The sequence below is a fragment of the Aeromonas sp. QDB14 genome (assembly GCF_027707845.1).
Classification (GTDB): Bacteria; Pseudomonadota; Gammaproteobacteria; order Enterobacterales; family Aeromonadaceae; genus Aeromonas; species Aeromonas caviae.
On the sequence record NZ_JAPCJD010000072.1, the window covers coordinates 1 to 21,760 of the forward strand.

Consider the following 21,760-nt stretch of genomic DNA (forward strand, 5'->3'; position numbering starts at 1 on the left):
TGATATCAAAAATTGTTTTTGATGCTCGATGCTGTGAGTGCCCACACAGATTGCTTGATTCAAATTGTTAAAGAGCGTCACGCTTATCGCGTTGAGGAGGCGCATCTTACGCTCCTCACCTCGAAAGTCAAGCGCTTGTTTTCGCTTTTCTTTCGGCGCCCACTTCCTAAGGAAGTTGGCTCATCAGTTTGGCGTGGTTCGCCGTGCTGGTAGGGGCGCATTATAGGGAGCCGCGCCGGGATGACAAGGGCTATTTTGCGAAAAATAGTCCTTTTTACCGTTTTGTGGCTCGAACGCCTACTTATCAAACAAAAAGCCCTGCTTACGCAGGGCTCTGGCCGCTCTGAATGACGTCACTGTTACTTTTTTGACCAAAACTCACGGGCAAAGCCGCGCACCTTGTCCCAGTCGGTGAATTCCAGATCCTTGCTGGTATCCGTGCTGCCCCCGGTGATCTTCATGATCAACTGGATGATACGGGTCTGCCACCAGTTGTAACGGGAGTACTGCAATGCCCCGGCAAACACCCCCAGAGTTTTCGGCTTCCAGGGAGAGAGGCGCAGAAACTTCTTCATGTAGGCGTTGGTCTGCGGCGTCTGCTTCTCGGGCTTGCGTGCCGTCAGGTTCACGCAGAAGAACGCCGCATTGGCTACTTCCAACTGTTCATGATGTGCGTGTATGAAGCTAAGCAGGCTGGGGTGGAAGTTACCATAGCGAATGGAAGCGCCAATCAACACCTTGGCATACTTGCTGAGGTTGCACATGGGCAGGGTGTGCAGGTCGTGCATCACCACTTCGCATCCTGATATTTCCTCCAGCATGACATCCACGATTTTCCGCGTTTGCCCGTCCCGGGAAGAATAAAGCACCAAAATCTTGTCCATACCAACCTCAACTACGCCAGAATGCAGGAGTAAACAGTACCAGAAGTGTGAAGATTTCCAATCGACCAAACAACATGGCCACGATTAATATCCACTGTGCTGTGGCCGAGATATTGCCGAAATTGGCCGACACCTCCCCCAGACCCGGCCCCACGTTGGTGAATGCCGCAGCCACGGCGGAGAAGGCCGTCACTTCGTTCAGCCCCGTCATCAGCAGCAACAGCATAAAGATGAAGAACAGGATGATGTAGGTGGCAAAGTAGCCCCAGACCGCTTCCACGATCCGTTCCGGTACGGCGCGGCGTCCCAGCTTCAAGGTGTAGATGGCCCGCGGATGCACCAGCCGTTTGAGTTCACGCATCCCCTGCAGGAACAGGATCATGAAGCGCATCACCTTGATGCCCCCCCCGGTACTGCCAGCACAACAGCCGATGAAGGCGGAGAACATCAACAGCATGGGCAGAAAGGAGGGCCACTCCGCATAGCTGGTCGTGCTGTAGCCGGTGGTCGTGCCCAGCGACACCGCCTGGAACAGACCATGGTTGAGCGCCTCCTGCCAGGTGGCGTAATGACCGTGGAACAGCAGAGAGACGAAACAGATCAGCACCAGCACACATTGGATGCTCAGAAACACTTTGAGCTCCGAGTCCCGCAGATAGCTGCTCACGCGCACCGGCTTATGGGCAAACACCATGAAGTGCAGCGCGAAGTTGACGCTCGCCAGCAACAGGAACACCACTGTGATCAGGTTGATGGCCGGGCTGTCGAAGAATCCGATGCTGGCGTCGTGGGTCGAGAACCCCCCAACCGACAAGGTGGAGAAGGAGTGGCAGATGGCATCGAACAACGTCATCCCCGCCATCCAGTACGCGAGAGCACAGAGGGAGGTCAGCAGCAGATAGATGAACCAGAGCGCCTTGGCCGTCTCGGCGATGCGCGGGGTCACCTTGTTATCCTTGACGGGCCCCGGGATCTCGGCGCGATAGAGCTGCATGCCCCCGATACCCAGCAGTGGTAGCACGGCCACCGCCAGCACGATGATCCCCATGCCACCAAGCCATTGCAGCAGCTGGCGATAGAACAGAAACGCCTTGGGCAGATTGTCCAGCCCGGTCAGCACCGTTGCACCCGTGGTGGTCAGGCCGGAAAACGACTCGAAAAATGCCTCCGAGACCGACATGTCAGGCGTGTCGCTGATGATGAAGGGGACGGCACCCACGCTCCCCAGCACCACCCAGAACAGCACCACGATGAGGAAGCCTTCCTTGGACCTGAGTTCCTTTTTCTGGTGCCGGTTGGGGAACCAGAGCAGGAGGCCGAGCAGGAGGGCAATGACGAAGGAGTTGACGAACTCGGTACCACCGCCATCACGATACCCAAAAGCGACCATCGCGGGCAGCAGCATGGTCGAGCTGAACAGGGCAACCAGCAGACCGACGATACGAATGATGCTCAGAATCTGCATTCCGGCTCCCTCTTCAGACTAAAAGAGCGATGGATTCTAGCCATCTAAGGGACGAAGGGATACCCGACCCTGGGTCCGGTCGGTCAATTCCTGTGCGATACGGGCCCAGAGCGCAGACTCCCACGCTACCTGAAGGGTGACGCTGGCACCATAATCGGCCATCAGCAACTGCCCTTGATGGGCAGAGATGAGGGACTCCACGGCCCCCATGTCGGTGTAGTCACACTGGATCACGGAGGAGGTCAGCTGACGCTTGATACAGGTTTCAAGTTGCTTGAGTGCTGCCCCCACACCACCGCCATAGGCCTTGACCAGGCCACCGGTCCCCAGCAGCACGCCACCGTAATAGCGCACCACCACGGCGGCGACTTCACCAAGACCGGCCCCCATCAACTGGGCCAGCATGGGTTTGCCCGCTGTGCCCGAGGGTTCGCCATCATCACTGAAACCATAAACCTGGCTGTCTTGCGGGGCGCCGGCGACAAAAGCCCAGCAGTGATGCCGGGCTCCCGGGTGTTGCTGTTTGATCTCGTCTATCCAGGCCTTGGCGGCCTCGACGGTCGGAGTGTGGGCGATGTAGGTAATGAAGCGGCTCTTCTTGATCTCTTCGCTCACCTCCAGTGGGGCTGCCGGTATGGGGTAATCCGTCGCCATCAGAGCCCTGCTTGTCTGGTCAGGTTCTCCACCCCGTTGGCATGCAGCACCACGTTGTCCTCGATGCGAATGCCACCATAGGGACGCAGCGCCTCCACCTTGTTCCAGTTGACCCGCTTGCCCTGCTCACCCTGGCGCAGCGGCTCCAGCAGGCTGTCGATGAAGTAGAGACCCGGCTCTATGGTGAACACCTGGCCCACTTCCATCACCCGGGTGCAGCGCAGATAAGGGAACTGCTCGGGGGCCGCCAGGTGGGTGCCGCGCTCATCCTGCATGAAGCCGCCGACATCGTGTACCTGCAGGCCGAGGAAGTGGCCGAGACCGTGGGGGAAGAAGACATTGGTCACCCCGGTGTGGATCATCTCGTCCACCGACATGTCTACCAGTTCGGTGGCTTGCAGCAGGCGCGCCAGCCTGTTGTGCATCTGCAGGTGCAGCTCGCTGTAGCGGCGGCCCGGCTTGATCTCGTCGACGATCTCCTGTTGCTGTGCATCCAGCGCTGCGATCAGATCGGCGAACTCACCGCGGCGCCAGGCCCAGGTCCGGGTAATGTCGGAGGCATAACCGTGCACGTCCACACCGGCATCGATGAGGAAGGAGTAACGCTCCGCATCCGGCACCCGCTGGGTGGAGAGATGGGTGTAGTGCAGGATGGCCGCATTGCGGTTGATGGCAACAATGTTGCCGTAGGGCGCCTCATTGGCCCCCTGTCCGACCGCCTTCATGTAGGCTAGGTTGATCTCGAACTCGCTCGCCCCCGCCATGAAGGAGTCCTTGGCCGCGATGTGGCCGCGCACGCCGATGCGGTTGGCATCGCGAAGACATTCCAGCTCATAGGGCGTCTTGTAGGCACGGTGGTAGTGCAGGTAGTTGAGGACCGCCTCCGGATTGGGCTGACCCAGTCCCAGCAGCTCGGCCACTTCCAGATGGCCGCCCAGATAGGCCCACTCCTGCTTGTTGGCCGGCAGGTGATCGGCAACCTGCTCCGGGCGAGTCAGGAAGCGAATGTCGAAGAAGTCGACCCAGAAAGCGTTGGGCAACTCCGCCACCTTGTGCCAGAAGTCCACCGGCCGGTAGAACAGCAGCACCGGCTTGCTCACGCCATCCACCAGCAACCAGCAGTGAGGGTTGTCCAGCACCGGCAGCCAGGCCTTGAACTGGGGATTCACCTTGAAGGGATAATCCTGGTCATCGAGGAAGATACGATGAGTCTGGCCGGAGTGGATAGCGAGACCGCCAAGACCCTGTTGTTGCAGGATGTCGCGGGTACGCTGCTGAAGGGTGTCGAGATGCTGGGCAAAAAGTTGGCTGTAACTGCTCATGGCGTCCTGCTCCGGGCGAATGTGACTTCAGCATAACATCAAGCGAATCAAGGCTCGAGCCACCCGGCTTTCGCTTCGTGAGGTAACGCATAGGTTACAGGCTTTTTGTTATGAAGATAAAACAGACAATTAACAAACAAAGAACAATTCAATACACTGCCCACAGACAGTAGATATCAGCCGTCAGGAACGACTCATGCAAACCCTTTGTCTGTGGACACCGGATCAGGACAGGATGCAGCACTCCAACCTCCACCAGTTCATGGCCGAGGTCAATCACTTCCATGGTCTGCAACTGCGCAGCTATGCCGACCTGTATCAATGGTCGGTGGAGAAGACCACCCGCTTCTGGCCCCTAGTGTGGCAGCACTGCGGCGTCAAGGGCGAGCTTGGCAACATTGTGGCGGAGAACCGCCAGGATATGCAGCGCGCCCGCTGGTTCCCCGACAGCCAGCTCAACTTCGCCGAGAACCTGCTGCGCCGTCAGGATGAGAGCCCGGCCATCATCTCCCGCATCGAAGGGGGTCCAAGCCGGACCCTGAGCTGGCATGAGCTGGCAGATCAGGTCGCCCGCCTGGCCCAGTGGCTTCGCAGCCAGGGCATAGGCCGGGGTGATGTGGTCGCAGCCTACCTGCCCAATATCCCGGAAACCGTGGTAGCCATGCTGGCAACCACCAGCCTCGGCGCGATCTGGACCTCCACCAGTCCCGATTTTGGCGAGGCCAGCGTGGTGGAGCGCTTCGGCCAGACCCGTCCCAGGGTGCTGTTCGCGGTGGATGGCTACCGCTACGGCGGCAAGGCCATCGACATTCAGGACAAGGTGGCCAGCGTCGTCGGTCAGCTCGACAGCATAGAGCAGACGGTGATGATCCCTCTGCTCGGCAACCCGCTGCAGCTTGGTCACAACTGGCAGCAATTGCTGGCAAGCCAGCATGACACCCAGCTCGCCTTCGAGCCCATGGCTTTCAATGACCCGCTCTATATCCTCTACTCCTCCGGCACCACCGGCAAACCCAAGTGCATCGTGCACGGCATTGGCGGCACCCTGCTGCAACACCTGAAAGAGCACCAGTTACACTGCGACATCAAGCCGGGGGAGCGCATCTTCTACTTCACCACCTGTGGCTGGATGATGTGGAACTGGCTGGTGAGCGCCCTCGCCTCCGGCGCCACCCTGGTGCTCTACGATGGTTCCCCCTTCTACCCGGATGGCAACGTGTTATGGGATCTCGCACGAGACGAAGAGGTCGCCCTGTTCGGTACCTCGGCCAAGTATCTCGATGCGCTGCACAAACAGGGTTATGCCCCCATCAATACCCACGACCTGCCTGCCTTGCGCCTCATCTGCAGCACCGGATCCGTGCTGTCGCCGGAGGGGTTTGACTACGTTTACCAGCAGATAAAGCAGGATGTGCAGCTCAGCTCCATCTCTGGCGGCACCGACATCTGCTCCTGCTTCGTCATCGGCAACCCCTTGAGCCCCGTCTATCGCGGCGAGAGCCAGGGGCGCGGCCTTGGTCTCGCGGTGCAGGTATTCAACGAGGCGGGCCAGCCGGTGCTGGGGGAAAAGGGCGAGTTGGTCTGCACCAAGCCTTTCCCGGCCCAGCCCATCTACTTCTGGGGTGACGAGAACGGCGACAAATACCACGCCGCCTACTTCGAGCGGTTCGACAACATCTGGTGCCACGGGGACTGGATCGAGCTGACCCCGACCGGCGGCATTCTGTTCTACGGCCGCTCCGACGCGACCCTCAACCCGGGCGGCGTGCGCATCGGCACCAGCGAGATCTACCGCTATGTGGAACAACTCGATGAGGTGGAAGAGAGCATCGTCATCGGCCAGCAATGGAAACAGGACGAGCGGGTGGTGCTGTTCGTCAAGCTCAAGGCGGGTTGCAAGCTGGACGACGGGCTGCGTGAGCGGATTTGCCAGCAGATCAAGCGACACTGCACCGCCCGTCATGTTCCTGCCCGCATCCTGCAGGTGGATGCCATCCCCCGCACCAAGTCCGGCAAGATAGTGGAGCTGGCGGTGCGGGAAGTGGTGCACAACCGCCCCGTCAACAACACCCACGCCCTCGCCGATCCCGAGGTCTTGAACCAGTATCGCAACCGGCCGGAACTGGCTAGCTGATACCACGCTCATCTCCATCGGAGGCGCCGCAAGGCGCCTCTTTTTTGCCCGTTTTGTGATGAAGAGCTTTTACTCGATAACTGTTAAACAAATGTTTTAAATAGGTGTTGAAAATGTCTCCTTTTGGATCAATAGTGAGCCTCGCCCCCTGCTGGGGATAAAGGAGCACCATTCCCCACAGAGTGGGAACAAGGAGACACTCTCATGATCTACCAAGGCGAAACCCTGACGGTCAGCTACCTCGAAGACGGCATTGCCGAGCTGAGGTTCGATGCCCCGGGTTCAGTCAACAAGCTGGATCGCGCTACCCTGCTCTCCCTGAGCGAAGCGATCGCCGCATTACAGCAACAAGCCGATTTGAAGGGTCTGATCCTCACCTCCGGCAAAGACGCTTTCATCGTCGGCGCCGACATCACCGAATTCCTGGAACTGTTCGATCTGCCGCAAGAAGACCTGCTCGGCTGGCTGAAAAAGGCCAACGACATCTTCAACGCCATCGAAGATCTGCCGGTGCCGACCCTCTCTGCCATCAAGGGTCACGCCCTGGGTGGCGGCTGCGAGACGATACTCTCCACCGATTTCCGCCTGGCTGATACCACAGCCAAAATCGGCCTGCCCGAGACCAAGCTCGGCATCATGCCGGGCTTTGGCGGCACCGTCCGTCTGCCGCGGGTGATCGGTGCCGACAACGCACTGGAGTGGATCACCACCGGCAAGGATTACCGTGCCGATGACGCCCTCAAGGTGGGTGCCATCGATGCCGTGGTCGCCCCGGACGCGCTGCACAGCGCCGCCGTGCAGATGATCAAGGACGCGGTCAAGGGCAAGCTGGACTGGCAGGGCCGCCGTGCCGCCAAGAAAGCGCCGCTGCGCCTCTCCAAACTGGAAGCCATGATGAGCTTCACCACCGCCGCCGGCATGGTTGCCGCCGTGGCGGGCAAACACTATCCGGCCCCCATGGCCGCCGTGAAGACGGTGGAAGCCGCCGCCGGCATGGGCCGTGACGAAGCGCTGGCCGCCGAGGCCGCCACCTTCATCAAGCTGGCGAAAACCGACGTGGCCAAGGCGCTGGTCGGTATCTTCTTGAACGATCAACACATCAAGGCGCTGGCCAAGAAGGCCGCCAAGCAGGCAAACAAGGCCACCGGCCATGCCGCCGTGCTGGGTGCCGGCATCATGGGGGGCGGCATCGCCTACCAGTCTGCCAGCAAAGGCATCCCGGCGGTGATGAAGGACATCAACGAGAAGGCGCTGGCACTTGGCATGAATGAGGCCACCAAGCTGCTCAACGGCCAGCTCGAGCGCGGTCGCATCGACGGCATCAAGATGGGTCAGGTGCTCTCCGCCATCACCCCGACCCTCAGCTATGACAACGTCAAGCATGTGGATGTGGTGGTCGAAGCCGTGGTCGAGAATCCCAAGGTGAAAGCCGCCGTATTGGGCGAAGTGGAAGGGATCATCGGCGAAGACGCCGTGCTCGCCAGCAACACCTCCACCATTCCCATCTCTCTGCTGGCCAAGGGGCTGAAGCGCCCGCAGAACTTCTGCGGCATGCACTTCTTCAACCCGGTGCACCGCATGCCACTGGTGGAGATCATCCGCGGCGAGCAGACCTCCGATGAAACCATCAACCGCGTGGTGGCCTATGCCGCCGCCATGGGCAAGTCCCCGGTGGTGGTCAACGACTGCCCGGGCTTCTTCGTCAACCGCGTGCTGTTCCCCTACTTCTTCGGCTTCAACAAGCTGGTCGCCGATGGTGCCGACTTCGCGGCCGTCGACAAGGTGATGGAGAAAGAGTTTGGCTGGCCGATGGGCCCCGCCTACCTGCTGGATGTGGTCGGCATCGACACCGGCCACCATGCCGGTGAGGTGATGGCGCAGGGCTTCCCGGCACGCATGAGCAAGGAAGGCCGTACCGCCATCGACGTGATGTACGAAGTGAACCGCTTCGGTCAGAAGAATGGCAAGGGCTTCTACGCCTACGAGCAGGACAAGAAGGGCAAGCCGAATAAGGTGGCCGACGCCGCCAGCTACGAGCTGCTGGCACCCATTGCCAAGCCGAAACAGGATTTCGACAAGGACGCCATCATCGCCCGCATGATGATCCCGATGATCAACGAGGTGGTGCTCTGTCTGGAAGAGGGCATTGTCGCCACACCAGCCGAAGCCGACATCGCGCTGGTCTACGGTCTGGGCTTCCCTCCCTTCCGCGGCGGCGTGTTCCGCTATCTGGACACCATTGGTCTGGATCGCTACGTGGCCATGGCCGACCAGTATGCCGATTTGGGCCCGCTCTACCGCGTCAGCGACCGCTTACGCGAGATGGCAGCCCAGGGCAAAACCTTCTACTGATTGCGGAAAGGAGATCCATTCATGAAAGACGTAGTCATTGTCGACTGTATCCGGACCCCGATGGGCCGGTCCAAGGGCGGCGCCTTCCGCAACGTGCGTGCAGAAGATCTGTCCGCGCACCTGATGAAATCCATCCTGCTGCGCAACCCCAACCTCGACCCGAACGAGATCGAGGATATCTACTGGGGCTGCGTGCAGCAGACCCTGGAGCAGGGCTTCAACATCGCCCGCAACGCCGCGCTGCTGGCCGGTATTCCGAAGCAGGTGGGGGCGGTCACCGTCAACCGCCTGTGCGGCTCCAGCATGCAGGCGCTGCACGACGCCTCCCGCGCCATTCAGGTGGGTGACGGCGACATCTTCATCATCGGCGGCGTCGAGCACATGGGTCACGTGCCCATGAGCCACGGCGTCGACTTCCACCCCGGCATGGCCAAGTCGGTGGCGAAAGCCTCCGGCATGATGGGGCTGACCGCCGAGATGCTCGGCAAGCTGCACGGCATCAGCCGATCGCAGCAGGACGAGTTTGCCGCCCGCTCCCACCGCCGTGCTCACGCCGCCACCGTGGAAGGGCGTTTCGCCAGGGAGATCGTTGGGCTGGAAGGCCATGACGCCAGCGGCGCCCGCTTCTTCTACGACTATGACGAGGTGATCCGCCCCGAGACCACGGTCGATACGCTGAGCCAGCTGCGCCCGGTGTTCGACCCGGTCAACGGTACCGTCACCGCCGGCAGCTCCTCGGCCCTGTCCGATGGCGCCGCCGCCATGCTGGTGATGAGTGCGGACCGTGCCAAGGCCCTCGGCCTCACGCCCCGCGCCAGGGTGCGTGCCATGGCTATTGCCGGCTGTGACGCCGCCATCATGGGTTACGGCCCGGTGCCGGCCACCCAGAAAGCGCTCAAGCGAGCCGGGCTGACCGTCGGCGACATCGACCTCTTCGAGCTGAACGAGGCATTTGCAGCCCAGTCCCTCCCCTGTGTGAAGGATCTGGGTCTGCAAGACCTGGTGGATGAGAAGGTGAACCTCAACGGTGGCGCCATCGCCCTGGGTCACCCGCTCGGCTGCTCCGGTGCCCGCATCTCCACCACCCTGATCAACCTGATGGAAGAGAAGGACGCCACCCTGGGAGTCGCCACCATGTGCATCGGCCTGGGTCAGGGCATCGCAACCGTGTTCGAGCGGGTGTAAGTGAATCTCCCCTGACCGCTCGCCGATCAGGGACGCCGCCTGGGGGCGGCAACAACAGACAGAAGGCGGCCCTGCTTCCCGGCACAGCGGCCCCATCACGAATACCGGGTCGGCCTGCCGACCCTGCTGTCGAGTCTGTGGAACGCGCCACACGGGGTGCGCTCCTGCCGTCGGAATCTGCGTGTTGGCCGGCCCGTTTGGGTCGGCCTTTTTTATTCTTTTCCCGCGATCGGGGCCAATCCTGAGGCTATATTGCCCATAACTTCACATTAGAGGGGGGGCTTGCTTGCTTTTTGCTCCCCCGACAGGTTCAATCTGCACAAAAAAATGGGTGGATGCACATACATATGTCAACGAGCAAACAACTGCTTATCGTCGACGACGATCGGGAGATCCGCGAGCTGCTCAACGAGTACCTGACCCGGGCTGGTTTCGAGGTACTGACCGCGGCCGAAGGGAACGAGATGCGCCAACAACTGGCCCAGCACAGCCCGGACCTCATCATTCTGGACATCATGATGCCCGGCGACGACGGCTTTACCCTCTGCCAGCAGATCCGCCGCGACTCCCAGGTACCCATCATCATGCTGACCGCCGCCTCCGACGAGGCTGACCGGGTGATTGGGCTGGAACTTGGCGCCGACGACTACATCGCCAAGCCGTTCAGCCCGCGCGAACTGCAGGCCCGCATCAAGGCGCTGCTGCGCCGCGCCGAATTCCGCCAGCCGGAGAAAGAAAAGGAGCCGAGCCGTCGGCTGCGCTTCGCCGAGTGGACCCTGGACACCCTGAGCCACCAGCTGACCCACGAAGATGGCAGCCTGCTGGATCTCTCCGGCAGCGATGCCCTGCTGCTCGGCATGTTCCTGCAGCAGCCCGGCGTGGTCCTGGACCGGGATACCATCTCGGACGCCACCCGCGGTCGCGAGAGCCTGCCCATGGAGCGCGGCATCGATGTGCAGATCAGCCGCCTGCGCCAGAAGCTCGGGGACAACGGCAAGAGCCCGCGCATCATCAAGACCATTCGCGGCAGCGGCTACATGCTGATCGCCGAAGTCCACGAGATCCCGTAACAGACAGATGCTACGGCGAGACCTTGAACGGGCAGAAGAGAGACCCATCACGGGGCAACGGGCAAGGCACAGAGGTAAGCACCCCATGCTGATCGACAAGAGACACACGCTGCCATGACGGGGCAGAAGTTCTGGCGGGCCCTGGTGCCCCGCTCCCTGCTGTCGCGGATGCTGCTGCTGTTGCTGCTCGCCATCCTGCTCTCCCAGACCATCCTCACCGGCATCTGGATGCAGCAGATCCAGAAGCGGGAGCTGGAGGGCATGCTCAGCACCACCCGCAACCTGGCGCTGTCGGCGGCTTCCACCGTCAACTTCTTCAAGTCCCTGCCCCTGCAATACCGCCACATCGCCCTGGATCAGCTGCGCAACATGGGGGGCAGCCGCTTCTTCGTCTCCCTGAACGAGGAAGAGATCCACATCAGCGCCATCCCCGACAGCGAGCGCAAGACGCTGGTGCTCAAAGAGGTGCAGGAGGTGCTCAGCCGCAAGCTCTCCGACGCCATGGCGATCAAGGTGGACTTCTCCCGCCCCGAGGAGCTGCACGTCTTCAACAACGACACCCTGCTGGCGGATCTCCCCTCCTCCTGGGCCCGCTACACCCTGTCCCTGGAGCCTATCAATCCGCCGGTGCTGGTGACCCAGATCGAGATAGAACCGGGGGAGTGGCTCTATCTGGCGGCCCTGCTGCCCGCCCCCTACATGACGCTGGATGACACCGTGATGCCGAGCAACCAGGTGCGTTTCATCGCCCTGATGACGGTCTTCCTCTGCTTCTTCACCTTCATGCTGGTGCGCTGGCAGACCCGCCCCCTGCGTCGCCTCGCCAAGGCAGCGGTCAACCTCGGCAAGGACATCGACCAGCCGTCCCTCAAAGAGGAGGGTGCCTCCGAAATCGTGGCGGCGACCCGCGCCTTCAACATCATGCAGCAGCGCATTCGCCGCTTCATCGACGATCGGGAGCGCCTCTTCAGCTCCATCTCCCACGACCTCAAGACCCCCATCACCCGGCTGCGACTGCGGGTCGAACTGCTGGACGACGAGGTGCAGATCGCCAAGTTCAACAAGGACCTGGACGAGCTGGAGCTGATGGTCAAAGGGGCGCTGCAGACGGTCAAAGAGACGGACATTCACGAGAACCTCGAGCAGATCGACGTCAACGCCCTGCTGGAGCAGATGGCGGAGGCCATGAACCTGCACGAGGATCTGCTCACCATCGAGGGGCACTGCAAGTGGCCCTATCGCGGCAAGCTGCTGGCCCTCAAGCGCTGCATCGGCAACCTGGTGGACAACGGCATCAAGTACGGCCAGAAGGTGCGCATCATCATCATGGATGACGAGGAGATGCTGATCCTCTTCATCATGGACAAGGGGCCCGGTCTGCCGGACGATCAGTTCGAGCGCATCTTCGAGCCCTACTACCGCCTCAGCACCGATGCCGCCGGCACCGGGCTGGGCCTTGGCATCGCCCGCAACATAGCCCACGCCCACGGCGGCGACCTGGTGCTGGAAAATCGCCCCCAGGGCGGCCTGCAGGCCACCCTCTCCCTACCAAGGCAGTAATGTATGAAGTGGTTGTCTTTTTCTGTCATCGCCCTGCTCTCCCTGCCCGTTTGTGCCTCCCAGGTGGAGGTATTGCACTGGTGGACCTCCGGCGGCGAGGCCAGGGCCGTGGAAGTGCTCAAGTCCGAGTGGGCCGAACAGGGCAACCAGTGGAACGACTTCGCAGTACAGGGGGGGGGCGGCAAGAGCGCCATGACGGTGCTGAAGAGCCGGGCCCTGGCGGCCAACCCACCGGAGGCGGCCCACCTCAAGGGGTTCGAGCTGCACGAGTGGGGCAGCCTGGGCTTTCTGCGCGATCTCACCCCCATGGCCGAGCACCTCGGCTGGTACCCTCAGCTGCCCCCCATGGTGCGCGATACCCTCAGCCAGAACGGCGCCCTGATGGCGGTCCCCACCGGCATCCACCGGGTCAACTGGCTGTGGCTCAACCGCAAGGTATTCGAGCAACAGGGGCTAAAGCCCCCCACCGACTGGGCCCAGTTCGTGGCGGTGGCGGACAAGCTCAAGGAGCAGGGCATCACCCCCCTCGCCATCGGTAACGAACCCTGGCAGATCGCGGTGCTGTTCGAAACGGTGGCCCTCGGCGAAGGGGGCAAGACCTTCTATCGCAAGGCCTTCCTCGAACAGGACAGCGCCACCCTGACCGGCCCCGACATGGTGCGGGTGCTGACCCGCTTCCAGCAGTTGCGCGCTTATGTGCCCGAGAAATACGCCGGCCTGAAATGGCATCAGGCCACCAACCTGCTGGAGAGCGGCGGCGCCGCCATGCAGGTGATGGGGGACTGGGTGAAAGGGGAGCTGAGCGCCGGCAACTACCGCCCCGGCGAGGATATCGAGTGCCTGCCAAGCCCGGGCAGCCAGGGGCTGTTCAGCTACAACCTCGACTCCATCGCCATGTTCAAGCAGCGGGATCCCGCCCAGTTGCAGGCCCAGGGCGAGCTGGCCAGGCTGTTGATGACACCGCGCTTCCAGGAAGCGTTCAACCGGGTGAAGGGCTCCATCCCGGCGCTCATCAAGCCGGACATGAGCAAGTTCGATCGCTGCGCCATCCGCTCCTATCAGGACTTCCTCCACGCCGAGCAACAGGATAACCTGCTGCCCAGCATGGCGGAGGGGATGGCGGTGCCCACCAACATGCGCCAGGGGATCATGGATGTGCTGAGCAGCTTCTTCAACGACGCCAGGGCCAACCCCGAGCAGACGGCACAGCAGCTGGAGCGCGCCATGCGCTCGACCCGTTCCGGCGCGGAGCAGAAATGACAAAGGCGGACATCGTCCGCCTTTGAGTGCCGAGAGCCTGGCTCTCAGGAGGGATCGTTCTCGTCCTCATCCTCGTCGTAGTAGTCGCTGAGTTCGATCCAGAGCCCCAGTCCGATCATCACCATGGAGCCGAACCAGGTACCGGTATTACCTATCGGGCTGCCCAGCACTATCATGGCGAACGACAAGAACCCCATGCCTGCGTAGGCTTGCAATCTGCCGTAGGAGACCTGCATATTCACACCTCCTTGTTGAATATGGTTCAATTTTTATATTACTCATCGAGCGAAGCCTGGGTAGAGCCGGTTCACATTTTGGTAGCATATGCTGCATAACTGCCCCGTGGTTTGATTATTTTTTCGCCGCGAGTATCATTGCTGGCCGAATTGGTTGAAGGTTGATTATTGATGAGTGCTTTATTCTGCGGCGCAACGCACGAGTTGGACGCAATCGGGCTTCGTTGCCCCGAACCCATGACGATAGCGCGCAAGAAGGTGCGACTGAAGGTTGATTATTCATGAGTACTGTATTCTGCAATGCGACCCACGAGCTGGACGCAATCGGGCTTCGTTGCCCCGAGCCCGTGACGATGGCGCGCAAGAAGGTGCGGCTGAAGGTTGATTATTCATGAGTACTGTATTCTGCAATGCGACCCACGAGCTGGACGCAATCAGGTCTCACTGCCCCGAACCCGTGACGATAGCGCGCAAGAAGGTGCTGCTGAAGGTTGATTATTCATGAGTACTGAATTCTGCAATGCGACCCACGAGCTGGACGCAATCGGGCTTCGTTGCCCCGAACCCGTGATGATGGTTCGCAAGAAAGTGCGGCTGATGGCTGACGGGGAGACCCTGCTGGTCAGCGCCGACGACCCCTCCACCACCCGCGACATCCCCAGCTTCTGCCGCTTCATGGACCACACCCTGGTCGCCAGCGAGACTGAGCAGGCCCCTTACCGCTACCTGATCCGCAAGGGTCAATAACCCCGTACCGGAGCAAACATGACAACCATTACCCGTATCGGGACCACCCAGCGCTGGTCTGATGTGGTCATCCACAACGGCACCCTCTACGTGGTGGAAGTGCCCGCCACCGAGACCGCCGACATCCACCAGCAGACCCGTGAAGTGCTGGAAAGCCTGCAGCGCCTGCTGGAAGCCAACGGTTCCGGCGTCGACAGGATCCTGATGGCCAACATCTATCTCAAGGACATTGAAGACATCGCCGCCTTCAACGCGCAGTGGGATGCCTGGATCCCGGCCGGCACAGCCCCCGTTCGCGCCTGTGTACAGGCCCGTCTCGCCCACGAAGGCTACAAGGTGGAAGTGCAGCTGACTGCGGCTGTCTAAACAAAGCAGGATGCCTGGCTCCCCTGATGCAGACACAGCCCCCGTTCGCGCCTGCGTGCAGGCCCGTCTCGCCCACGAAGGCTACAAGGTGGAAGTGCAGCTGACTGCGGCTGTCTAAACAAAACGGGATGCCTGGCTCCCCTGATGCAGACACCGCCCCCGTGCGCACCTGCATGCAGGCCCGCCTCGCCCACGAAGGCTACAGGGTGGAAGTACAGCTCACTGCCGCTGTCTAATCAAAACGGGATGCCTGGCTCCCCTGATGCAGACACCCCCTCCGTGCGCACCTGCGTACAGGCCTGTCTGGCCCACGAAGGCTACAGGGTAGAAGTGCAGCTGACCGCGGCTGTCTAATAGGCAGTTATCCCCTCATCCCCGCCCCTTCTCCCGCAAGGGGAGAAGGGAGCAAAGAACAAGGCGCCACTGCCCACAACGCCGAATAACAAAAGGCCCCGCCATCGCTGGCGGGGCCTTTCTATTGGCATCGAACCGGGCCGCTTAGGCAGTCGGGGTCAGGGTGATGGTCACCCGACGGTTCTGGGCCTTGCCTTCGGCGGTGCTGTTGCTGGCCACCGGCTGATCCGGGCCCACACCACTGATGGCGATGCGGCTGCCGGACACGCCCTGGCCGATCAGCTGGGCGGCAACGGCATCGGCGCGATCCCGGGAGAGCTTCATGTTCAGCTCGCGGGAGCCGGTGCTGTCGGTGTGACCGACCACGTTCAGACGGGTCTTGTCGAACTCGGCAACCACCAGGGCCACGCCGGACAGGGTGTTGGCACCGGCGGCTTTCAGCTGGGCGCTGGAGCTGTCGAAGGTGACGTTGTTCGGCATGTTGAGGATCAGCTGATCACCGTTGCGGGTCACGCTGACGCCGGTGCCTTGCAGCTTCTCGCGCAGCTTGGCTTCTTGCACATCCATGTAGTAACCGATACCGCCACCCAGGGCCGCACCGGCGGCGACGCCAGTCAGGATGCCCTTTTTGCGGTCGCCCTTGCTGGAGGAGAGCGCCCCCACGGCTGCGCCGGTCGCCGCACCCGCCAACGCGCCCCAGGCGCCCTTGGAGGTCTGGGATTCACCGGTATAAGGGTTGGTGGTACAGCCAGTGATGGCGACGGTCAGGGCAAGTGCAGGAACCAGTTTCTTGAAATGCATGAAAAAACCTCTGAAAAAGAACGACTCTAGCCGATAGCCGCGCATTCTAACCCAGAGAGGCGCCAGAGTGTGACGCGCGCATTGCGAAGATGGGCAGGGGGCAAAACGCCCCCTGCCCCTTGCGACTTACCCGGTGCAGGCCATCTTCGGACGGGCCCGCATCAATATTTGATATCCCGGGCCTTGTCTCGCCCCTCCTGCTTGTTTTCACGATGCTCCTGGCGGCAGTCGGCATTGCCCACCACCCCCTCACGACACGCCTGTTTCGCGTCACGGGACTCCTGACGGGTATCCTGACGCACATCGCGGGCGTCACGGCGCTCCTGGGCCTGCTTGGTGGCCTGTGCAGGCAGGGCGGCCAGCAAGGCGGTGGCGGCAAGCAGCGCCAATACGGACTTCTTCATGATGGCTCCTTCGCCAGACAACCTGAACCGGTCCGGCGTCTTTCAATGATAGGGGAGGGGCAAGATCCCGGTAGCGCCAACTCGGCCCTCGGGGGCGTCGTCTGTGCAGCCTCGGACCTTCTTGCACAGGGCCAGCTTCCCCTCGTGTTTGCCCTGACGAGCAACGTCATCCTCAGGGTGCAGCCGATCAGACCGGGGGAGAGAGGGCGAACGGCGCTCAGTGACACGGGGCTCCATCGTGATGGCGCTCCCGATGGTGAACCCGTGTGACTGTATCCCGGCTGTACCAAGGGGCGAAAAGGCTCCCGGCCCGGCGCAACGGAACATGCTCCCGGGGTCTGGAGTGGTTGCCCCCCAGATGCGGGTTGTCTCATAAGAGCCCATGGCCCCAGAGTGGGGGACATTTCTCACGGAGCCATGACCATGTCGTCCCTTTCCCGCCCCGCGCTGCTCATCATCGACATCCAGGTGGGCCTCCTTCACGGCCCGGAAGCCCCCCATGCCGGGGCCGAGACCCTGGCCAACATCAATCGCCTGAGCCAGGCGGCCCGCAGTGCCGCTCTCCCCGTGCTGGCGGTGCGCCACACGGGCCCGGCCGGCAGCCCCATCGCCGCTGGCAGTCCGTTCTGGCAGCTTGCGCCTGAGCTGGTCGTCGGCGAGGCCGATCGGGTGTTCGACAAGCAGCGCCCCAGCGCCTTCCATGGCACCGGTCTCGATGGCTGGCTGAAAGAGGACGGCGTGCAGACCCTGATCGTCACCGGCATGAAGACCCAGTACTGCATCGACACCACCTGCCGGGCGGCGGCAGATCTCGGCTACACCGTAGTGCTGGTGAGCGATGCCCACACCTGCATGGACACGCCGCAACTGACCGCCTCCCAGATCATCGCCCATCACAACGCCACCCTGGCCGGCCCCTTCGTGCGGCTGATGAGCAGCGACGAGGTGTGCGAGGCGCTCGACTGCACCCTTGAGCCCTGCTGATTCAGTGCAAAAAAGAAGGGAGGCTTGAGCCTCCCTTCTTCGTGCATTTCCCCTTCACGTCGCCGCTGCTTGCTGGCACTCGGCGTGGCAAGGGCAGGTCACCAGATGATCGTTCACCATGCCCACCGCCTGCATGAAGGCGTAGCAGATGGTGCTGCCGACGAAGGTGAAGCCGCGCTTCTTGAGGGCCTTGGACATGGCATCCGACTCTGGTGAGGTCGCCGGAATGTCGCCGTTGCCCTGACGCTGGTTGACGATGGGGGCGCCGCCGACAAAGCTCCACAGATAATCGACGAAGTCGATGCCTTCCGCCTCCAGCGCCAGATAGGCGCGGGCATTTTTGATGATCGATTGCACCTTGAGCCGGTTGCGGATGATGCCGGTATCCTGCATCAGCCGCGCCACGTCCTGGTCGTCGAACTGCACGATGCGCACCGGATCAAAATCCGCATAGGCGCGATGGTAGCTCTCGGTGCGCTTGAGGATGGTGATCCACGACAGCCCCGCCTGTTGGCCATCGAGGCAGAGCTTGGCAAACAACTCGCGGGCGTCATACACCGGCCTGCCCCACTGCTTGTCATGGTATTCGATGTATTCCGGGTCTCTGGTCACCCAGGCGCAACGCAGTTCCATTTCCTCTCCCCTGTTTTTCATCGGCCATCGGCAGGCCGCTTGCGTCGGCGACATCATAGAGCAAGCGACAACATAGCCCCACTAATCCCCTGTAATTTCGCCTATTATCCGACCATGCCAGACGGTATACTCCCTCGGTTCACATTCAGCAAATCTTGCTCTGATTTCATTTCGCGCGAAAAACACTATGCAAAAATTCGATGTCAAAACCTTTCAGGGCCTGATCCTGCAGTTGCAGGACTATTGGTCCCGCCAGGGCTGTACCATCATTCAGCCGCTGGATATGGAAGTGGGTGCCGGTACCTCCCACCCCATGACCTGCCTGCGCGCCCTGGGCCCGGAGCCCATCGCCTGCGCCTACGTACAACCGTCCCGCCGTCCGACTGACGGCCGCTACGGTGAAAACCCGAACCGCCTGCAGCACTACTACCAGTTCCAGGTGATCATCAAGCCCTCCCCCGACAACATTCAGGAACTCTATCTGGGCTCCCTGAAAGAGCTGGGCATGGATCCCGAGATCCATGACATCCGCTTCGTGGAAGACAACTGGGAAAACCCGACGCTGGGTGCCTGGGGTCTGGGCTGGGAAGTGTGGCTGAACGGCATGGAAGTGACCCAGTTCACCTACTTCCAGCAGGTTGGCGGCCTCGAATGCAAGCCGGTCACCGGCGAGATCACCTACGGTCTCGAGCGTCTGGCCATGTACATCCAGGGCGTCGACAGCGTCTACGACCTGGTCTGGTCTGACGGCCCGCTGGGCAAGACCACCTACGGCGACGTGTTCCACCAGAACGAAGTGGAGCAATCCACCTACAACTTCGAACACGCCGATGTGGAGTTCCTGTTCCACTGCTTCGAGCAGTACGAGAAGGAAGCCCAGAATCTGCTGGCACTGGAAAAACCGCTGCCGCTGCCTGCCTACGAGCGCATCCTGAAAGCCGCTCACTCCTTCAACCTGCTGGATGCCCGCAAGGCCATCTCGGTCACCGAGCGTCAGCGCTACATCCTGCGCATTCGCACCCTGACCAAGGCCGTGGCAGAGGCATACTACGCCTCCCGCGAAGCGCTGGGCTTCCCGATGTGCCAACGTGGCAGCAACGAGAACAAGCAAGGTTAAGGAACGGACATGGCACAACATACATTTCTGGTAGAGATCGGTACTGCTGAGCTGCCGCCCAAAGCCCTGCGCTCCCTGGCCGAAGCCTTTGCCGACAACTTCAAAGCCGAACTGACCAAGGCCGATCTGGCCTTCAGCGACGTCGAGTGGTTTGCCTCACCGCGCCGTCTGGCGCTGAAAGTGAGCGAGCTGGCTGGCGAACAGCCGAGCAAGAGCGTCGAGAAGCGCGGCCCGGCCGTGGCTCAGGCGTTCGATGCCGAAGGCAAGCCGACCAAGGCTGCCGAAGGCTGGGCCCGTGGCAACGGCATCACCGTTGAGCAGGCCGAGCGTCTGGTCACCGACAAGGGCGAGTGGCTGGTTCACACCGCCAAGGTCGAAGGCCGTCCGGCCGTCGATCTGCTGGGCGAACTGGTCGCCTCCGCACTGGCCAAGCTGCCGATCCCGAAAATGATGCGCTGGGGCGACAAGACCATCCAGTTCGTGCGTCCGGTCTTTACCGTGACCCTGCTGCTGGATGGGGATCTGGTGCCCGCCCACATTCTGGGTATCGACTCTGCCCGCACCCTTCGCGGTCACCGCTTTATGGGCGAGAGCGAGTTCACCATCGACAACGCCAGCCAGTACCCGCAGATCCTGCAGGAGCGCGGCATGGTGATTGCCGACTTCATGGCACGCAAGGCCAAGATCAAGGCTGACGCCGAAGCGGCCGCTGCCGCCTTCGGTGGCGTGGCCGATCTGGACGACGCCCTGCTGGAAGAAGTGACCGCACTGGTCGAGTGGCCGGTGGTGCTGACCGCCAACTTCGAAGAGAAGTTCCTGGCCGTGCCGGCTGAAGCGCTGGTGCACACCATGAAGGGTGACCAGAAGTACTTCCCGGTCTACGACAAGAACGGCAAGCTGCTGCCGAAGTTCATCTTCGTCACCAACATCGAGTCCAAAGACCCGAGCCAGATCATCAGCGGCAACGAGAAGGTGGTTCGCCCCCGTCTCTCTGATGCCGAGTTCTTCTTCAAGACCGACCTCAAGCAGACCCTGGCCTCCCGCCTGCCGCGCCTTGAAACCGTGCTGTTCCAGCAACAGCTGGGCACCGTCAAGGCCAAGGTCGAGCGCATCGAGACCGTCGCCGGCTTTATCGCCGAGCGTATCGGCGCCGACGTGGCTCAGGCCAAGCGTGCCGGTCTGCTCTCCAAGTGTGATCTCATGACCAACATGGTCGGCGAGTTCACCGACACCCAGGGTGTCATGGGGATGCACTACGCCCGTCACGATGGCGAAGACGAAGCAGTGGCCGTGGCCCTCAACGAGCAGTACATGCCGCGCTTTGCCGGCGATGCCCTGCCGTCCGGTCTGGTTGCCTGCGCCGTCGCGCTGGCCGACAAGTTCGACACCCTGGCCGGTATCTTCGGCATCGGCATGCTGCCGAAGGGTGACAAGGACCCGTTCGCCCTGCGTCGCGCCGCCATCGGTGCCCTGCGCATCATGACCGAGAAGCAGCTGGATCTGGATCTGGTTGAACTGGTTGAAGAAGCGGTACGCGTCTACGGCGACAAGCTGACCAACAAAACCGTCGTCACCGACGTGGTCGACTTTATGCTGGGTCGCTTCCGTGCCGCCTATCAGGACGAAGGCATCGGTGCCGACGTGGTGCTGGCCGTGCTGGCCCGCCGCCCGACCCGTCCGCTCGACTTCGATCGCCGGGTCAAGGCCGTCAGCCACTTCCGCACGCTGGATGCCGCACTGGCACTGGCTGCCGCCAACAAGCGCGTGAGCAACATTTTGGCCAAGGTCGAAGGCGAATTGCCGACTGCCGTCAAACCGGAACTGCTGGTCGATGCCGCCGAGAAGGCGCTGGCCACCCAGGTTGCCGAACTGCAAGCCGAACTGGCCCCGCTGTTCGCCGCCGGTGACTATCAGGCTGCCCTCACCCGTCTGGCCGCCCTGCGCGAGCCGGTCGATACCTTCTTCAACGAAGTGATGGTGATGGCCGACGACGAAGCCCTCAAGGCCAACCGTCTGGCACTGCTGAACAACCTGCGCAACCTCTTCCTGCAAGTGGCGGATATCTCCCTGCTGCAGTGATTGAGGTTTGTTGGCTAGATCCAAAAACGGCGCCGAAAGGCGCCGTTTTTTATTTAGAGGTCTGTCATACATATAGCGCGAATTCAACTTCGAAGTGCGACACTCGCCTATGCCGCCTGACAGTACTCTTCGAATACCTTGACAGGCTGCCTG

The 21,760-nt window shown here is 61.6% G+C and carries 19 protein-coding genes and 2 pseudogenes; 13 read left to right on the forward strand and 8 right to left on the reverse strand.

Features of this window, described 5'->3' with window-relative positions; all coding sequences use genetic code 11:
• Positions 1–359: 359 nt before the first annotated feature.
• From hemG to pepQ, 4 genes are read right to left on the reverse strand one after another with little or no spacing between them, the layout of a single operon-like run.
• The gene (gene hemG, locus PG887_RS18080; RefSeq protein WP_029313439.1) at positions 360–884 is read right to left on the reverse strand and encodes a menaquinone-dependent protoporphyrinogen IX dehydrogenase; all 525 of its coding nucleotides are present in this window, start codon (positions 882–884) and stop codon (positions 360–362) included.
• A 7-nt stretch (positions 885–891) separates the two neighbouring features.
• Positions 892–2,349 (reverse strand): TrkH family potassium uptake protein, encoded by a 1,458-nt coding sequence (locus tag PG887_RS18085; protein ID WP_113069253.1) that lies wholly within the window; start codon positions 2,347–2,349, stop codon positions 892–894.
• A gap of 36 nt (positions 2,350–2,385) precedes the next feature.
• Complete coding sequence (locus PG887_RS18090; protein ID WP_104454989.1) at positions 2,386–3,003, reverse strand: YigZ family protein; 618 nt, start codon at positions 3,001–3,003, stop codon at positions 2,386–2,388.
• On the reverse strand, positions 3,003–4,325 hold the full coding sequence (pepQ, locus tag PG887_RS18095) for a Xaa-Pro dipeptidase (RefSeq protein ID WP_270822483.1): 1,323 nt from the start codon (positions 4,323–4,325) through the stop codon (positions 3,003–3,005). The genes PG887_RS18090 and pepQ overlap by 1 nt, the downstream gene beginning before the upstream one ends.
• Positions 4,326–4,521: 196 nt before the next feature.
• On the opposite strand from pepQ, the gene PG887_RS18100 reads away from it, so the two are divergent.
• The 6 genes from PG887_RS18100 to PG887_RS18125 all read left to right on the forward strand — a co-directional run bounded on the left by PG887_RS18100 (position 4,522) and on the right by PG887_RS18125 (position 13,886).
• A complete protein-coding gene (locus tag PG887_RS18100; RefSeq protein WP_104454990.1) occupies positions 4,522–6,459 on the forward strand; it encodes an acetoacetate--CoA ligase in 1,938 nt (645 codons plus the stop codon).
• A 204-nt stretch (positions 6,460–6,663) separates the two neighbouring features.
• The gene (gene fadB / locus PG887_RS18105) at positions 6,664–8,811 is read left to right on the forward strand and encodes a fatty acid oxidation complex subunit alpha FadB (protein WP_270822485.1); all 2,148 of its coding nucleotides are present in this window, start codon (positions 6,664–6,666) and stop codon (positions 8,809–8,811) included.
• Positions 8,812–8,832: 21 nt separating this feature from the next.
• Positions 8,833–9,996 (forward strand): acetyl-CoA C-acyltransferase FadA, encoded by a 1,164-nt coding sequence (gene fadA / locus PG887_RS18110; protein WP_104454992.1) that lies wholly within the window; start codon positions 8,833–8,835, stop codon positions 9,994–9,996.
• A 347-nt stretch (positions 9,997–10,343) separates the two neighbouring features.
• A complete protein-coding gene (locus PG887_RS18115; RefSeq protein ID WP_010672413.1) occupies positions 10,344–11,066 on the forward strand; it encodes a response regulator in 723 nt (240 codons plus the stop codon).
• A 114-nt stretch (positions 11,067–11,180) separates the two neighbouring features.
• On the forward strand, positions 11,181–12,626 hold the full coding sequence (locus PG887_RS18120) for an ATP-binding protein (RefSeq protein ID WP_270822488.1): 1,446 nt from the start codon (positions 11,181–11,183) through the stop codon (positions 12,624–12,626).
• Positions 12,627–12,629: 3 nt separating this feature from the next.
• Positions 12,630–13,886, forward strand: a complete 1,257-nt coding sequence (locus PG887_RS18125; protein ID WP_270822490.1) for an ABC transporter substrate-binding protein — start codon at positions 12,630–12,632, stop codon at positions 13,884–13,886.
• A gap of 44 nt (positions 13,887–13,930) precedes the next feature.
• Here the strand turns inward: PG887_RS18125 and PG887_RS18130 are convergent, their stop codons facing one another.
• A complete protein-coding gene (locus tag PG887_RS18130) occupies positions 13,931–14,122 on the reverse strand; it encodes a hypothetical protein (RefSeq protein ID WP_010672410.1) in 192 nt (63 codons plus the stop codon).
• 171 nt (positions 14,123–14,293) lie between these two features.
• Between PG887_RS18130 and PG887_RS18135 the strand changes: the two are divergent.
• The 4 genes and pseudogenes from PG887_RS18135 to PG887_RS18155 form a co-directional block, all read left to right on the forward strand.
• Positions 14,294–14,389: pseudogene (locus PG887_RS18135) on the forward strand (sulfurtransferase TusA); the annotation flags it as partial.
• A gap of 234 nt (positions 14,390–14,623) precedes the next feature.
• Entirely contained in the window at positions 14,624–14,869 is a 246-nt protein-coding gene (gene tusA / locus PG887_RS18145) for a sulfurtransferase TusA (protein WP_041214136.1), read from the forward strand.
• 18 nt (positions 14,870–14,887) lie between these two features.
• The gene (locus tag PG887_RS18150; RefSeq protein WP_039041019.1) at positions 14,888–15,235 is read left to right on the forward strand and encodes a RidA family protein; all 348 of its coding nucleotides are present in this window, start codon (positions 14,888–14,890) and stop codon (positions 15,233–15,235) included.
• Between the two features lie 28 nt (positions 15,236–15,263).
• Positions 15,264–15,353 (forward strand): annotated as a pseudogene (locus PG887_RS18155) (endoribonuclease L-PSP); the annotation flags it as partial.
• 380 nt (positions 15,354–15,733) lie between these two features.
• On the opposite strand, the gene PG887_RS18160 reads toward PG887_RS18155, so the two are convergent.
• Together PG887_RS18160 and PG887_RS18165 are read right to left on the reverse strand one after the other, a co-directional pair.
• Positions 15,734–16,390, reverse strand: a complete 657-nt coding sequence (locus tag PG887_RS18160) for an OmpA family lipoprotein (RefSeq protein WP_010672405.1) — start codon at positions 16,388–16,390, stop codon at positions 15,734–15,736.
• A gap of 161 nt (positions 16,391–16,551) precedes the next feature.
• On the reverse strand, positions 16,552–16,794 hold the full coding sequence (locus PG887_RS18165) for a hypothetical protein (RefSeq protein ID WP_109112318.1): 243 nt from the start codon (positions 16,792–16,794) through the stop codon (positions 16,552–16,554).
• A gap of 423 nt (positions 16,795–17,217) precedes the next feature.
• Between PG887_RS18165 and PG887_RS18170 the strand changes: the two genes are divergently transcribed.
• Positions 17,218–17,778, forward strand: a complete 561-nt coding sequence (locus PG887_RS18170; RefSeq protein ID WP_270822493.1) for a cysteine hydrolase family protein — start codon at positions 17,218–17,220, stop codon at positions 17,776–17,778.
• A gap of 54 nt (positions 17,779–17,832) precedes the next feature.
• Here PG887_RS18170 and PG887_RS18175 read toward each other — a convergent pair whose 3' ends face one another.
• Entirely contained in the window at positions 17,833–18,411 is a 579-nt protein-coding gene (locus tag PG887_RS18175; RefSeq protein WP_160839475.1) for a DNA-3-methyladenine glycosylase I, read from the reverse strand.
• 187 nt (positions 18,412–18,598) lie between these two features.
• On the opposite strand from PG887_RS18175, the gene glyQ reads away from it, so the two are divergent.
• Both glyQ and glyS read left to right on the forward strand, forming a co-directional pair.
• Positions 18,599–19,528 (forward strand): glycine--tRNA ligase subunit alpha, encoded by a 930-nt coding sequence (gene glyQ / locus PG887_RS18180; protein WP_010672400.1) that lies wholly within the window; start codon positions 18,599–18,601, stop codon positions 19,526–19,528.
• A 9-nt stretch (positions 19,529–19,537) separates the two neighbouring features.
• Complete coding sequence (gene glyS / locus PG887_RS18185) at positions 19,538–21,607, forward strand: glycine--tRNA ligase subunit beta (protein ID WP_270822495.1); 2,070 nt, start codon at positions 19,538–19,540, stop codon at positions 21,605–21,607.
• The last annotated feature ends 153 nt before the right edge of the window (positions 21,608–21,760 follow it).

Coding starts and splice junctions, on each gene's coding strand:
- hemG (WP_029313439.1), bottom strand. CDS start 884: ATGGACAAGATTTTGGTGCTTTATTCTTCCCGGGACGGGCAAACGCGG.
- PG887_RS18085 (WP_113069253.1), bottom strand. CDS start 2,349: ATGCAGATTCTGAGCATCATTCGTATCGTCGGTCTGCTGGTTGCCCTG.
- PG887_RS18090 (WP_104454989.1), bottom strand. CDS start 3,003: ATGGCGACGGATTACCCCATACCGGCAGCCCCACTGGAGGTGAGCGAA.
- pepQ (WP_270822483.1), bottom strand. CDS start 4,325: ATGAGCAGTTACAGCCAACTTTTTGCCCAGCATCTCGACACCCTTCAG.
- PG887_RS18100 (WP_104454990.1), top strand. CDS start 4,522: ATGCAAACCCTTTGTCTGTGGACACCGGATCAGGACAGGATGCAGCAC.
- fadB (WP_270822485.1), top strand. CDS start 6,664: ATGATCTACCAAGGCGAAACCCTGACGGTCAGCTACCTCGAAGACGGC.
- fadA (WP_104454992.1), top strand. CDS start 8,833: ATGAAAGACGTAGTCATTGTCGACTGTATCCGGACCCCGATGGGCCGG.
- PG887_RS18115 (WP_010672413.1), top strand. CDS start 10,344: ATGTCAACGAGCAAACAACTGCTTATCGTCGACGACGATCGGGAGATC.
- PG887_RS18120 (WP_270822488.1), top strand. CDS start 11,181: ATGACGGGGCAGAAGTTCTGGCGGGCCCTGGTGCCCCGCTCCCTGCTG.
- PG887_RS18125 (WP_270822490.1), top strand. CDS start 12,630: ATGAAGTGGTTGTCTTTTTCTGTCATCGCCCTGCTCTCCCTGCCCGTT.
- PG887_RS18130 (WP_010672410.1), bottom strand. CDS start 14,122: ATGCAGGTCTCCTACGGCAGATTGCAAGCCTACGCAGGCATGGGGTTC.
- tusA (WP_041214136.1), top strand. CDS start 14,624: ATGAGTACTGAATTCTGCAATGCGACCCACGAGCTGGACGCAATCGGG.
- PG887_RS18150 (WP_039041019.1), top strand. CDS start 14,888: ATGACAACCATTACCCGTATCGGGACCACCCAGCGCTGGTCTGATGTG.
- PG887_RS18160 (WP_010672405.1), bottom strand. CDS start 16,390: ATGCATTTCAAGAAACTGGTTCCTGCACTTGCCCTGACCGTCGCCATC.
- PG887_RS18165 (WP_109112318.1), bottom strand. CDS start 16,794: ATGAAGAAGTCCGTATTGGCGCTGCTTGCCGCCACCGCCTTGCTGGCC.
- PG887_RS18170 (WP_270822493.1), top strand. CDS start 17,218: ATGTCGTCCCTTTCCCGCCCCGCGCTGCTCATCATCGACATCCAGGTG.
- PG887_RS18175 (WP_160839475.1), bottom strand. CDS start 18,411: ATGGAACTGCGTTGCGCCTGGGTGACCAGAGACCCGGAATACATCGAA.
- glyQ (WP_010672400.1), top strand. CDS start 18,599: ATGCAAAAATTCGATGTCAAAACCTTTCAGGGCCTGATCCTGCAGTTG.
- glyS (WP_270822495.1), top strand. CDS start 19,538: ATGGCACAACATACATTTCTGGTAGAGATCGGTACTGCTGAGCTGCCG.